This is a genomic window from Caulobacter sp. 73W (assembly GCF_041021955.1).
GTDB lineage: Bacteria > Pseudomonadota > Alphaproteobacteria > Caulobacterales > Caulobacteraceae > Caulobacter.
In genome coordinates, this window is the sequence record NZ_CP158375.1 from 1,005,594 (window position 1) to 1,018,514 (window position 12,921).

The 12,921-nt window shown below is 67.1% G+C and carries 15 protein-coding genes; 7 read left to right on the top strand and 8 right to left on the bottom strand.

What is annotated here, in order from left to right; all coding sequences use genetic code 11:
* Nucleotides 1-53: 53 nt before the first annotated feature.
* Nucleotides 54-815 (top strand): DUF4422 domain-containing protein, encoded by a 762-nt coding sequence (locus ABOZ73_RS04675; RefSeq protein WP_369061110.1) that lies wholly within the window; start codon nt 54-56, stop codon nt 813-815.
* On the opposite strand, the gene ABOZ73_RS04680 is transcribed toward ABOZ73_RS04675, so the two are convergent.
* From ABOZ73_RS04680 to ABOZ73_RS04700, 5 genes are all read right to left on the bottom strand, one after another.
* A complete protein-coding gene (locus ABOZ73_RS04680) occupies nt 812-1,171 on the bottom strand; it encodes a hypothetical protein (RefSeq protein ID WP_369061111.1) in 360 nt (119 codons plus the stop codon). The genes ABOZ73_RS04675 and ABOZ73_RS04680 overlap by 4 nt on opposite strands.
* A gap of 4 nt (nt 1,172-1,175) precedes the next feature.
* Nucleotides 1,176-2,756, bottom strand: a complete 1,581-nt coding sequence (gene serA / locus ABOZ73_RS04685; protein ID WP_369061112.1) for a phosphoglycerate dehydrogenase — start codon at nt 2,754-2,756, stop codon at nt 1,176-1,178.
* Nucleotides 2,757-2,902: 146 nt separating this feature from the next.
* Entirely contained in the window at nt 2,903-4,102 is a 1,200-nt protein-coding gene (locus ABOZ73_RS04690) for a phosphoserine transaminase (RefSeq protein WP_369061113.1), read from the bottom strand.
* A 112-nt stretch (nt 4,103-4,214) separates the two neighbouring features.
* Nucleotides 4,215-4,631, bottom strand: a complete 417-nt coding sequence (locus tag ABOZ73_RS04695; protein ID WP_369061115.1) for a hypothetical protein — start codon at nt 4,629-4,631, stop codon at nt 4,215-4,217.
* A gap of 64 nt (nt 4,632-4,695) precedes the next feature.
* Nucleotides 4,696-5,124, bottom strand: coding sequence for a hypothetical protein (locus ABOZ73_RS04700; protein ID WP_369061116.1), 429 nt, complete (start codon nt 5,122-5,124; stop codon nt 4,696-4,698).
* Between the two features lie 96 nt (nt 5,125-5,220).
* Between ABOZ73_RS04700 and ABOZ73_RS04705 the strand changes: the two genes are divergently transcribed.
* The 3 genes from ABOZ73_RS04705 to ABOZ73_RS04715 all read left to right on the top strand — a co-directional run bounded on the left by ABOZ73_RS04705 (nt 5,221) and on the right by ABOZ73_RS04715 (nt 8,119).
* Complete coding sequence (locus tag ABOZ73_RS04705) at nt 5,221-7,071, top strand: ATP-binding protein (RefSeq protein ID WP_369061118.1); 1,851 nt, start codon at nt 5,221-5,223, stop codon at nt 7,069-7,071.
* Nucleotides 7,072-7,199: 128 nt separating this feature from the next.
* Nucleotides 7,200-7,556, top strand: a complete 357-nt coding sequence (locus ABOZ73_RS04710) for a hypothetical protein (protein WP_369061120.1) — start codon at nt 7,200-7,202, stop codon at nt 7,554-7,556.
* Between the two features lie 101 nt (nt 7,557-7,657).
* Nucleotides 7,658-8,119, top strand: coding sequence for a GNAT family N-acetyltransferase (locus ABOZ73_RS04715; protein WP_369061121.1), 462 nt, complete (start codon nt 7,658-7,660; stop codon nt 8,117-8,119).
* A 142-nt stretch (nt 8,120-8,261) separates the two neighbouring features.
* On the opposite strand, the gene ABOZ73_RS04720 is transcribed toward ABOZ73_RS04715, so the two are convergent.
* Together ABOZ73_RS04720 and thiD are read right to left on the bottom strand one after the other, a co-directional pair.
* Nucleotides 8,262-8,846, bottom strand: a complete 585-nt coding sequence (locus tag ABOZ73_RS04720; protein ID WP_369061123.1) for a nucleotidyltransferase family protein — start codon at nt 8,844-8,846, stop codon at nt 8,262-8,264.
* 141 nt (nt 8,847-8,987) lie between these two features.
* Complete coding sequence (gene thiD, locus ABOZ73_RS04725; RefSeq protein ID WP_369061125.1) at nt 8,988-9,815, bottom strand: bifunctional hydroxymethylpyrimidine kinase/phosphomethylpyrimidine kinase; 828 nt, start codon at nt 9,813-9,815, stop codon at nt 8,988-8,990.
* A gap of 107 nt (nt 9,816-9,922) precedes the next feature.
* Between thiD and ABOZ73_RS04730 the strand changes: the two genes are divergently transcribed.
* Complete coding sequence (locus ABOZ73_RS04730; protein WP_369061127.1) at nt 9,923-10,771, top strand: alpha/beta hydrolase family protein; 849 nt, start codon at nt 9,923-9,925, stop codon at nt 10,769-10,771.
* 562 nt (nt 10,772-11,333) lie between these two features.
* Entirely contained in the window at nt 11,334-12,071 is a 738-nt protein-coding gene (locus ABOZ73_RS04735; protein WP_369061129.1) for a site-2 protease family protein, read from the top strand.
* A gap of 74 nt (nt 12,072-12,145) precedes the next feature.
* Here the strand turns inward: ABOZ73_RS04735 and ABOZ73_RS04740 are convergent, their stop codons facing one another.
* Nucleotides 12,146-12,355, bottom strand: a complete 210-nt coding sequence (locus tag ABOZ73_RS04740) for a cold-shock protein (RefSeq protein ID WP_369061131.1) — start codon at nt 12,353-12,355, stop codon at nt 12,146-12,148.
* Nucleotides 12,356-12,582: 227 nt separating this feature from the next.
* Between ABOZ73_RS04740 and ABOZ73_RS04745 the strand changes: the two genes are divergently transcribed.
* Nucleotides 12,583-12,792 carry a hypothetical protein gene (locus ABOZ73_RS04745; RefSeq protein ID WP_369061133.1) on the top strand — a complete coding sequence of 70 codons (210 nt, stop codon included), beginning with the start codon at nt 12,583-12,585 and terminating at the stop codon, nt 12,790-12,792.
* Nucleotides 12,793-12,921: the final 129 nt, after the last annotated feature.

Sequence of the window (12,921 nt, forward strand, 5' to 3'; positions counted from 1 at the left end):
GCGGCCGTAAAAACATCGCTAAAGGCGAGCCGGCATGGCGGCAGGGAGATGTGATGCCCCGGACTTTCGTCGCCAGTCACATTCAGACGCAGCAGCCGCAGACGCCGTACTTTTCGCCGATCCAGACCGGTTCAGCCGGAAAGGAATCCTGGCCCGGCTTCATCCGCGACGACACCGGCGACAGCATCTCGCATCTCAACCGAAATTTCGGTGAGCTGACGGGCCTCTACTGGCTCTGGAAGAACACCACCGACGAGAAGGTGGGATGGTGTCACTATCGCCGCTTCTTCTCGCCAACCCTGTTCTCGCCCGATCATTTCAAGGGCGTGGCGGTGGACGTGCCCCTGGCGCAGATAATCCTTGATCAGAACCAGACCGGCTCGATCTTCGATTTCGAGCTGAACCTCTGCGACATGATCCTGCCGGTGATGATCCCCGTCCAATTCCAGGGCGCCGCCTGGTACTGCGGCGTCTACCGCGAGGAGGACTGGAAGGGCCTGCTGGAGGCCGTCGCCGAGGTCTATCCAGACGAGTACGAGGGCTTCGTGAAGTACTTCAACGAGGTCCACCCGCTGCACTTCTGGTGCATGTTCATGGCCAAGCGCGAGACCCTGAACGCCTATTGCGAGTGGCTCTTCCCGCTGCTGTTCCGCATGTCCGAGAAGATCACGCCGTCGGAAGACAACTTCCAATGCCGGGTCTACGCCTTCGTGACGGAGCTGATCTTCAACTGGTGGACCGCGTCGCGCGGGATCAAGGCCGTACACCGGCCGATCATCTTCCTGCCCCAGGCCAAGCCCGAAGGCGTCTTCTAGCCCGGCAGGCGCTTGCGCCACGCGGCGGCGATCATCACCGCCAGGACCGCCCCGACGCCGGCGGCGTCGGCCAGCAGGTCGGCCCATTCGGCGTCGCGGTCGAAGAACGGCAGGGACTGCAGGATCTCGATCAGCCCGCCAAAGGCCAGCATCAGCACGCCGATCCGCCACAGCTTCATCTTGGGGAAGGCCAGCAGGGCCATCCCCGTCAGGGCGAAGAAGGTCAGGCCGTGCAGGGCTTTGTCCCAAGGGATGAGCGAACCGGGACCGTCCGGCGGGCCGAGGGCCTGCCAGACGACCACGATGCAGGCGGCCGCGAACAGCCCCTTGAACAGGAACGCGGCCGCCTTCCACATCGGACTAGAACCGCAGGGCCCGGGCTTCCTTGACGTGCGGCAGGGCTTGGATCTTGGCCAGCAGCGCGTCGTCGGGAGCCTGATCCACGCCGACCAGGGCGATGGCGTCGTCGCCGGCGCCCACGCGGCCCAGATTGAAGGTGGCGATGTTGACGCCGGCCTCGCCCAGCAGGCCGCCCAGGGCGCCGATGAAGCCCGGCTTGTCCAGGTTGTTGACGTAGAGCATGGCGGTCGAGAAGGCCGCGTCCAGCTCCATGCCCTTCACCTCGACGATGCGCGGAGCGCCGCCGACCACGATGCCGGCGAAGCCGCGCTTGCCCTTCTCGGTGGTGATGGTGACGCGCATCAGGCTGTCATAGGTCGGGCTGACTTCCTGGCGGCTTTCCGAAACGGTGATGCCGCGCTCCTTGGCCACAGCCGGGGCGGAGACCATGTTGATCTCGGCCAGCATCGGCTTGAGGATTCCCGACAGCGCCGCCGAGGTCATCGGCTTCACGTTCAGGGCCGAGACGTCGCCCTCATAGGCGATGTCGATGGCCTTGATGCCGAAGTCGACCATCTGACCGGCCAGGGCGCCGATCTTCTCGGCCAGGGCCACGTAGGGCTTCAGCTTCGGCGCTTCTTCCGCCGTGATCGACGGGCTGTTCAGGGCGTTGGTGACGGCGCCGGTCAGCAGGTAGTCGCTCATCTGCTCGGCGACCTGCAGGGCGACGTTCTCCTGCGCCTCGTTGGTGCTGGCGCCCAGGTGCGGGGTGGCCACGACCTTGTCCGAACCGAACAGCGGGTTTTCCTTGGCCGGCTCGGTGACGAACACGTCGAAGGCGGCGCCGCCCACATGACCGTCGTCCAGCAGCTTGCGCAGGGCGACCTCGTCCACCAGGCCGCCGCGGGCGCAGTTGACGATCAGCACGCCCTTCTTGGTCTTGGCCAGGTTCTCCGCCGACAGGATGTTGCGGGTCTTGTCGGTCAGCGGGGTGTGCAGGGTGATGACGTCGGCGCGGGCCAGCAGGTCTTCCAGCTCGACCTTCTCGACGCCGATCTCCACGGCGCGCTCGGGCGACAGGAACGGGTCATAGGCGATGACCTTCATCTTCAGGCCCAGGGCGCGGTCGGCGACGATGCCGCCGATGTTGCCGGCCCCGATCAGGCCCAGGGTCTTGGCGTAGAGCTCCACGCCCATGAAGCGGTTCTTCTCCCACTTGCCGGCCTGGGTGCTGGCGTCGGCGGCCGGCAGTTGGCGAGCCAGGGCGAACATCATGGCGATGGCGTGCTCGGCCGTGGTGATCGAGTTGCCGAACGGGGTGTTCATCACCACCACGCCCTTGGCGGTGGCGGCCGGGATATCGACGTTGTCGACGCCGATGCCGGCGCGGGCGATGACCTGCAGCTTGTTGGCGGCGGCGATGACGTCCTTGTCGAGCTTTGCGCCCGAGCGGATAGCGATGCCGTCATAGTCGCCGATCACAGCGATCAGCTCGTCCTTGGACAGGCCGGTCTTGATGTCGAAATCGACGCCGCGGTTCTTGAAGATGTCGACGGCGGCGGGGCTCAGCTTGTCAGCGATGAGGACGCGGGGAGCGGTCATGATGCGGATTCCTTGCGGAGAATGGTGAGAAGGCCCCCTCCGGCCCTTCGGGCCGCCTCCCCCAGGAGGGGAGGATCGTTCGGGCGAGATGCTCCCCCGCTGGGGGAGCTGTCGCGAAGCGACTGAGGGGGTTCGAGGTTGTGTGCTTAGGCGGCGGCCAGTTCGGCCGAGACCGTGGCGAAGGCCCAGTCGAGCCAGGGCGTGAGCGCCTCCACGTCGGAGGTCTCCACCGTGGCGCCGCACCAGATGCGCAGGCCGGCCGGGGCGTCGCGATAGCCGCCGATGTCCAGGGCCGCGCCTTCCTTTTCCAGGAGGGAGGCCAGCTTCTTGGCGAAATCGGCCTGGGCGTCGTCGGACAGGGCGGCGACCTTGGGATCGACCACCTTCAGACACACCGAGGTGTTGGAGCGGATCGAGGCGTCCTCGGCGAGAAAGTCGACCCACGGGGTCTTGGCCACCCAGCGGGTCAGGACCGCCAGGTTCTCGTCGGCGCGGCGCTGCATTTCCTGCAGGCCACCGATGGCGGAGGCCCACTTCAGGGCGTCCACCGCATCCTCGACGCAGAGCATGGAGGGGGTGTTGATGGTCGCGCCCTCGAAGATGTCGAGGCTGACCTTGTTCCCGCCGTCCTTGTTGGCCTTGGTCATGCGGAACAGCTTCGGCATCGGCCAGGCGGGGGTGTAGCTCTCCAGCCGGGCGACGGCGCGCGGGCCGAGGATCAGGACACCGTGCGCGCCCTCCCCGCCCAGGGCCTTCTGCCAGGAGAAGGTGACCACATCGAGCTTCGTCCAGTCCAACTTCTGGGCGAAGGCGGCGCTGGTCGCGTCGCAGATGGTGATGCCTTCACGGTCGTCCGAGATGAAGTCGGCGTTCGGCACACGCACGCCCGAGGTCGTGCCGTTCCAGGTGAAGACGAGGTCGGCGTCGGGGCGGACCTTCGAGGTGTCGGGCAGCTTGCCGTACGGGGCGTCCAACACCTCCACGTTCGGCAGCTTCAGTTGCTTGGTGACGTCCGTGACCCAGTCCTTGCCGAAGGACTCGAAGGCCAGCAGCTGCACCGGGCGGGCGCCCAGCATCGACCACATCGCCATTTCGACGGCGCCGGTGTCCGAACCGGGGACGATGCCAATGAGGAAGTCCGCCGGGACCTCGAGCACCTCACGGGTGCGGTCGATGGCTTCCTTCAGACGCGCCTTGCCCAGCTTGGAGCGGTGCGAGCGGCCGAGGACGGCGTTTGCGAGATTTTCGGAGTTCCAGCCGGGGCGCTTGGCGCAGGGGCCGGAAGAGAATTCGGGGCGCGCGGGGCGCACAGCCGGTTTCGCCGCGGGTGCGGTCGTGGTCGTCATAGCGATGTCTCCCATCCTTACAGATGAGCAGCGCTCCGTTGGGAGAGCGTGGCCCGCCGCCGAAGAACCGCATATCGGCCCGGCGTGCAAGGGGAGATTTTCTGAGGCGGCGCTACGCCGCCCTGCGGCGCATGGCGGCCACCGTGCCGATGACGATGGCCCCGACGATCGAGAAGGTCACCAGGTTGTTGACCAGCGAATAGGTCAGATCGTGCCGACGCTCGGCGACGAAGTAATAGGCGTGGAGGCTGAACTGGATAGCCTGGGCCACCATGGCGGCGCCAAGCCAGGCCCGGCCGTAACGCATCGCCAGACCCAGCAGCGCCAGGGCCAGCGCGCCGTCCAGCGCAAGAAGCATCAAAGGAATCGTCGGGGACGGCGCCAGTTGATGAATACCCATGACCGCCAGGGCCGCGAGCACGACGCAAAGGCTCGCCAGTCGCTCAGCCATGCCGCCGCGCGCCACGGCGAAGATCGCCGTAGCGAGAAAAATCAGCCAAAGGGCGATGAACGCGAATACAGGCGACATTCCTGAACTCTAGACCAAGTCCAGAGTTCAGGAGGTTAAAGTCGTGCAATGTTGAAGCTTAGAATCAGCCGACTTCGCGACGGGCTTCGATAGATTTGGAGGCGGAAGCCTCCTTCATTTCGATGCCGGCCATCTTGGTGCGGATGCCGAGGCGCAGCTTGGTCTCGCCGAGCACGCCATGGGCTTCGACCATGGCGGTGCGGGCGGCGCCCAGGGCGGCGATGGCTTCCACCAGCTTGGCGTTGGCCTGATCGCCGACCACGGCGGAAACCCCCAGTTCTTTCCGAGCCTTAAGCATCTCGGCCATCATTTCAGACGCTTCCAGCATCGCCGCGTCGATGGCGTTCTCCGTCGCGAAAAGTTTGTTCGCCACGCGTTGAGCCACGAATGCTTTTTCCACAGCCGCCTCCGTTGTTAAGGACGAAGCAGAAGGTAAATGAAATCTTAACGAATAGCCAAGCTTATTAATGCCTGGAAGGGTTTTCTTAACCATACTCGCCTGTGGATTGAGCGCGCACGCCCTGGAAGCGAAGCGTTAGGGAAGATCGGCCATGCTGGGCTCAAGTCTTCTCATGCGTGTGCGAGTTCTATGAGCAGCCGGTCCACCACCCGTTCGACCCATGCGACCCTGCAAGGCCGGATCGCGGCGGCGGCGCTCGTCCCGACGGTGTGCGTCCTGGCGGCCGCCTGCCTGACGTTCCTGTTACAGAAGACCGCCTCCACCAACGAAACCCGTCGGCGCAATCACGAAATCCTGGCGCAGGTCATCGCCTCCGACGCCGCTCCGGCCGTGCTCGGCGGGGATCGCGCCGCCGCCCGACGGGTCCTGGGCGTCGTCGCCGCCTCGCCTCGGGTCACGGTGGCGATCCTGCGTGACGGACGCGGCCGCATCATCGCCTCCCACGGCGACCTGACCGTGGGCGAGACCGCTTCCGTCGTCGCGCCGGTGAAGTCGGGAGGACGCCCTGTCGGCCAGGTTGAACTCCACCGCGCCAAGCCGCCGGTCCTGGAGGCCACGCCCCAGGACATCGCCCTGATCGGGGCCCTGTTCTTTGGCTCAGCGGGTTTCGCCTTGCTGCTGGCCAACAGCCTGGCGCGCCGCATCAGCGCCCCGATGGAGCGGCTGTCGCACGCCATGCGCGCCATCGCCGCCAGCGGCCGCTTCGAGCCGGTCAACGAGACCGCCCGCGACGATGTGGTCCATAACCTGACCCACAGCTTCAACGACCTGCTGGGCCAGCTGGGCGCCAACGACCGCACCCTGCGCCGCACCATGCGCGAACTGGTTCAGGCCCGCGACGACGCCGAAGCCGCCAACCGGATGAAATCGCACTTCCTGTCCAATATGAGCCACGAGATCCGCACGCCGCTGAACGGCGTGCTGGCCATGGCCGAAGTCATGGCCATGGGCGAGCTGAGCCCGATCCAGCAGGAGCGCCTGACGGTGATCCGCCGGTCGGGCGAGATGCTGCTGTCGGTGCTGAACGACGTGCTCGACCTGTCGAAGATCGAGGCCGGCCGCCTTAAGCTGGCCAATGACGCCTTCGACCTGCGCGATCTGGTGTGGAACGCCGCCGATCCCTACGCCATCGCCGCCGCCGACAAGGGCCTGGCCTTCGACGTTCATGTCGAGGAGGCGGCCATGGGCCGCTGGATGGGCGACGCCGCCCGGGTCGGCCAGATCGTCGCCGCCCTGCTGTCCAACGCCGTGAAGTTCACCGACGCGGGCGCCGTGCGCACCCGCCTGTCGCTGGCCGAGGACGGTGCGCTGGAGATGCAGGTTTCCGACACCGGCGTCGGCATTTCCGAGGCGCAGCGCCTGCGCCTGTTCGAACGCTTCGTGCAGGCCGACGACACCACCACCCGCCAGTTCGGCGGCCTGGGCCTGGGCCTGACCCTGTCCCGCGAGCTGGCCGAGGCCATGAAGGGCGCGATCAGCGTCGAGAGCCGCCTGGGCGAGGGCGCGACCTTCACCGTGCGCCTGCCGCTGGAGCGCGCCGAGGCCAAGAGCGAGGCCGAAGGCAAGACCGTCATTCCGACCCGCGCCCTGCGCGTGCTGGCGGCGGACGACAACGCCACCAACCAGAAGGTCATCACCGCCATCCTGGCGCCGCTGGGCGTCACTCTGGACATCGTCAATGACGGCCAGGCGGCGATCGAGGCGTGCGAGCAGGTCGATTACGATCTGGTCCTGCTGGACATCCACATGCCGGTGCTGGATGGCCTGGACGCCGCCCGCGCGATCCGCGACGCCGAAGCCCGCGCCGGACGCGGCCGCACCCCGATCCTGGCGGTAACGGCCGACGCCTCCGACCAGCAGCGCCAAGCCTATCTGGCCGCCGGCATGGACGGCCACGTGGCCAAGCCCATCGAGGTGGCCAAGCTGTATGAGGCCATCGACCGCGCCGCCGCCGGCGACCTGATCGTCAAGGCCGCCTGAGGCCCGGCTTCGGGTTCACGAACCTGAACGCAACATAACGAGCCGCTCAGAACCGTTTCAGGCTCCGCGTGTTTTCCTCTCCCCAACGTCGTCAATCCGACGACGCAAGTTTCGAGAGGAACCGAGCCATGAAGAAGATCCTGATCCCGATCGTCGCGGTGTCGGCCCTGGCCGCCACCACCGCTCCCGCCCTGGCCCAAGGCTGGCAGTCGATCAACCAACGGCAGGCCAATATCGACCGCCGCATCGACCAAGGCGTTCGCAACGGCCAGCTGACCCGCAACGAGGCCTTCCGACTGCGCGCGGAATTCCGTGACCTGAACCGTCTGGAAGACCGCTATCGCCGCAACGGCCTGAACAACTGGGAGCGCGCCGACCTGGATCGCCGCTTCGACCGTCTGGCCGCCGCCGTCCGCTATGAGCGTCGCGATGGCGACCGTTACGGCTACGGCTACGGCGACCGCCGCGACGACCGCCGCTGGTAAGCTCTGAGGCGGGCCGGCCGGCCTCCCCCACCGGGCCGGCCCATCTCACACGACCCCGATCGGCGCTTCCGCCGGTCGGGGTTTTGTCGTTTAAGGCCGGCATGACCGCCAGTACGACTTATGAACTTGCCCACGGCGACTATGTCGTCAGCGACGACCAGGCCCGCTTCGACCTCGACCGCGCCTACCGGTGGATCGGCGAGGAGAGCTATTGGGCGCAGGGCATTCCCCGCGCCACGATGGACAAGGCCGTCCGAAACAGCCTGACCTTTGGTGTGTATGCACCGTCGGGCGAGATGGCGGCTATGGCCCGGGTCGTCACCGACCGCGCCACCTTCGCCTGGCTGTGCGACGTCTTCGTGGACGAGGGCCATCGCGGCCAGGGCCTGGGCAAGGCGATCATGGTCGCCTTCACCGAGCATCCCGACCTGCAGGGTTTGCGCCGCAGGAACCTGGCCACCGCCGACGCCCACGGCCTCTACACCCAGTACGGCTTCAAGCCGATCGAGGGCGTCGATCGCTGGATGGAGATCGTCGACAAGGACGTCTATCGCCGAGGCTAGTCCTAATTGCCCGCTCATCTCCGCGAAGGCGGGGACCCAAGCCGAATCTAAGGTTGTCTCGCGGGCGGTAGATCGACCACCGCCCCCGTCTGGATCCCCGCCTTCGCGGGGAAGAGCGGTTTGGGGTTGATGATCAGCAGCCCTAGTCCTCGTCCTCCACGACCTTCAGCTCCGGCCAGCGCTCGACGGCGGAGCCGACGGCCTTCGCCCAGCCGGTCGTCTTGGGGCGCGAAGGGTTGGGCCGCAGAACCATGTCGAACAGGTCCTCCAGCCCGAACGGGGCGACGATGGTCATGGAGCCGTCCGTCTCCAGCCGCGCGCCCACCGCGAAGGCCGGGGCGACGAAGCGCGTCAGGGCCTCGGCCGCGTTGGGCAGGGGCACATAGGGCTCCTTGAACCGCCCCTCGAACCACAGGTGGACCCGGGCCTGGTTGCGCACCTCGACCATGCTGGCGAGCGGCTCGTCGAAGGCCGAGGCCACCAGCCGGATCACCGCGTCCTCGGCCTCGTAGGACAGGTCCGCCGGGTCGAAATAGCCCAGGTCATAGTCCTTCAGCCCATAGTCCGTCGGACGGCCGGTCAGGTGGTTCCAGACCGGCTGATAGATCGCGCCGGAGAACACCAGCCAGTCCGGCAGATCCAGGCCGCGGGCCGTCTCCATCACCTGCATCAGCCGCGGCGTGGCGCGGAGGATGGCTTCGAGGCGGGGGATGAGGGGATCGGTCATTCTAAAATCCTCCCCTGTTGGGGGAGGTGGATCGGCGCGCAGCGACGAGACGGAGGGGGCTCGCCGCGGCAGTCCCCCTCCACCGCTTCGCGGTCCCCCTCCCCCTGAGGGGGAGGATCTGAAGAAGCGTCGCGGTCATCCTCATCGGCGCACCGTCCATCCGTGATCCAGGGGGCCATGACCGGCGCCGAAACCTGGCGCGCGCAGCATGGCTTCATGCACATAGTTCCAGGCCCGGGCCACGGCCTCGGTCAGGGACAGTCCCTGGGCCAGGCCGGTCGCGCAGGCCGAGGCGAGCGTGCAGCCGGTGCCGTGGGTGTGACGGGTCTCGATCCGCTCGCCTTCGAACGCCGTCTCCGCATCGCGGGTGATCAGCAGGTCCACGACCCGCTCGCCGTCGATATGGCCGCCCTTCATCAGCACCGCCGCCGCGCCCATCTCCAGCAGGGCCTCGCCCGCGCGGCGCAGGTCGTCGGTGGTCTCCACCGTCAGGCCGGTCAGGGTCGCCGCTTCCGGCGCGTTGGGGGTCAGCAGGGCCGCGCGCGGAACCAGCAGGCGGCGGACCGCCTCCACCGCCTCGGTCGGCAGAAGGGCCGCGCCGCCCTTGGCGATCATCACCGGATCGACCACAGCGGGCGCGCCGCCGGCGGTCAGGATCAGGCGGGTCACGGCCTGCACCGTCTCCACATCCCCCAGCATGCCGGTTTTCACCGCGTCCGCGCCGATGTCGTCCAGGACGGCGCGGCCCTGGGCCTCGATCACGTCCACGGGGATCGGATGCACGCCGCTGACGCCCAGGGTGTTCTGCACGGTGATCGCCGTGACCGCCGTCGCCGCATAGCCGCCTAGGGCGGTGACCGTCTTGATGTCGGCCTGGATGCCCGCCCCGCCGCCGGAATCGGAACCGGCGATGATCAGGACACGGCCCCTGGCCGGCCGGGGGTCGGAGGAAGGCTCGGAAATGCTCATGCCTGTTTTCTAACCGGCGGGGGCCAAGCTGTCTTCCTTGCAGGGCCTGGGCTCGACAACAACCGCGAGTCCATGAAACGTCCGGCTGCATTTCTAGGGGACCTGCAATGACCTTCGCCATCACCAGCCGCCGCGGCCTTCTGGCCGGCGCGCTGAGCCTCGCCGTGACACCCTCGGCGTTCGCCGCCGAAGCCGTCGCGGACGCCACCGTGGCCATCCCGGTTCAGGGGCGCGAGGTCTCCCTGAGCCTGTGGAAGCCCGCCAGCCCCAAGGGCGTGATCCTGTTCTCGCACGGCGCCGGCTCCTGGCCCTGGCGCTATCACGAGCTGCTCAGCCAATGGCGCGACGCCGGCTTTCTGGTGATCGCGCCCCTGCACATGGACTCCCAGAAGCACCCCAACCGCCAGACCGACCTGAAGGCCGCGCTGGGCCTGCGGGTGGCCGACATGGTGGTGGCCGGCAGCTATGCCGACCGCGCCGCGCCGGGCCTGCCGCGCGGGGCGGCGGGGCATTCTTACGGCGCCTTGGGGGTCATGATCATGGGCGGCGCGCTGGAGACCATGATCCCAGCGCGGGATAAGCAGGTGAAGGCGGTGGTCGCCATCTCCTCCCCCGGCGTCATCCCCGGCCTGATCGCGCCCAACGCCTATCAGAGCCTGGCCGTCCCCTCCCTGACCATCACCGGCGACGCCGATGTGGTGCCGCACTTCGTCACCGATCCGAAGGACCATCTGCGCGCCTTCGAGACCGCCCCGGCCGACGACCGCTACGCCATGGTGGTCAAGGGCGGGACCCACGACCTGATCGGCCTCGACTTCGCCAGCCACCCGGCCACGGCCGGGGCGGCCGCGCTCAGCACCGAGTTCCTGAAGGCCGAGATCCTGGGTGACGCGGCCGCGACCGCGGCGCTGAAAGCGCGCAAGTCGGATGAGCTGGCGGAGTTTCGGGTGAGGTAGGGGCGGCTAACGGGTCTTTCTTATCCTTCCCCAGCCTCCGGCGGGCGGGTGGGATCAGCGTTCCCAGCCCCGGTCCGCGTGAGTAACCCCCTCACGCCTGCTGCGCGCCGCCGATGTCTTGCCGCTTTGGGGCAAGAGCAGTGTCCAGACGGGGCCGAAGCCCCTCGTTCTCACCACCGACGGTCGCGCTTCCCGCTCGACCGCATCCCCGTCACGACACAGCGCTGGCCGCGCGCCCGTCCCGTGATGGGGACGGCATCAGGTTAGGCGAGGTTGGAGCGGAGCGGATAAGCCTTCCCCTCTCCCCACTCGTGGGGAGAGGGTTGGGTGAGGGGCTTGCGGCGGTTCCGCTTGCAGCGCCTCGCCCGCTGACCCTCAGAGCCCCCTCACCCTTACCCTCTCCCCCAAAGGGGGCGAGGGGATGCAGCGTGACTGAACGCAGCAGTCACCCTCACCCCTGCCCCTCTCCCATCAAGGGAGAGGGATCGAGCTTCTGGCTTTCCGCCCTCTCCCGCGATCCGTGCTAAACACCGCGCCCCTGCCCTCGCCGTGAGCCTTCTCCGTGTCCCTCTCCCGTAACGGGTTCATCCTGATCGGCCTGTTTCTGGCGTTCGGCGCCGCCTTGGCGTTCTCGCCCTCCGGGCCGCTGATGTTCGCCTTCGTGCTGGCGGGGTGGATGGTCAGCGTGGGGGTTCATGAGTTCGGGCACGCCTATGTGGCGTGGCGGGCCGGCGACACCGAGGTGGTGGGCAAGGGGTATCTGAGCTTCGATCCGTTGAAGTACGCGGACCTGTCCACCAGCCTGATCCTGCCGGTGATCGCCCTGGCGCTGGGCGGGATCGGGTTTCCCGGCGGGGCGGTCTATCTGCGCGAGGACCTGATGCGCAGCCGCACGGGCCGGTCGCTGTCGTCCCTGGCGGGGCCGATGGGGACGCTGCTGGTGCTGGCGGTGCTGGCCGTGATCATCGCCGTGGGCTGGCGCGAGGACGGGACGACCTCGCCCGTCGTCGTGGCGCTGGCCTTCCTGGCGTTCCTGCAGGCCACGGCCCTGATCCTGAACCTGCTGCCAATCCCGGGGCTGGACGGCTATGGCGTGCTGCGCCCGTGGCTGCCGGTCCAAGTGCAGCTGAAGGTCCGCAAGTTCGAGGCGCTGGGCATTGTCGCCTTGCTGGCCCTGCTGTTCCTGGTCCCCGGCGCGTCCGGCCTGCTGTTCGGCGGGGCGGTGCTGCTGACCGACAGCCTGGGCGTCCCCCGCGAGGCGATCGTCGGCGGCTGGGACGGCTTCATGTTCTGGAAGTAGCCCCAATAGAAAACGCCTCCCCGGACGGATCCGAGGAGGCGTTCCCAATCTTCGCCTGGAGGGGCGAAGCTGTCTTAGACGGCTTGCAGTTGGCCGGCGGACATCTTGCCGCTGCGCTTGTCCTGCTCCAGGACGAAGCCGATCTTTTGGCCTTCGTCCAGGCTGCGCATGCCGGCGCGTTCAACGGCCGAGATGTGCACGAAGACGTCGTTGCCGCCGTCTTCCGGTTGGATGAAGCCGAAGCCCTTGGTGCCGTTGAACCACTTCACGGTGCCGATTTGCATTTTAGTGTCCCTTCCGGACATGAGTTCTCGAACTCACGGTGAGTAACGAGGTCAAATTTTCGGAGAGGGTCGGAAAAACGTCGAGGGCAGAAACGGTAAGGCTTCGGCAGACAGAAAGACGATCCACACGATATTTGATCGGTGAACTGTGCGCTTTATTCGGCGTCCTAGCAAGAAATATCTCGAAAATTCTGAATTTGCGCGCAGGACATGCTAGACTGCCCGCCATGCGTACAGAAACTGTAAGGGCGGTCCTCACCGTCGCGCGCCATGACGGCCTTTGGGCCGTCGAACTGGATGGCCAATTCTTTGGTCACTCCGCCAACAAGGAAGAAGCCAAGGCCGCCGCCAACAAGCACGCGCGCCAGATGCAGGACGGCGGTCGCCCCTGCCAGGTCCGCGTCAGCGGCGAACACGGCTTCGTCGCCACCGCCTGAACTATTCGGCGGGTATGTCGGATATCCGACAGACCCCGCCACCTCATTATGCGAGAGTCCGACTATCGCTGGCCAAGAATCCTTGGGCGTCAGCGACTGAGAGACTGGGCTAACCCCCTACATGCTCCC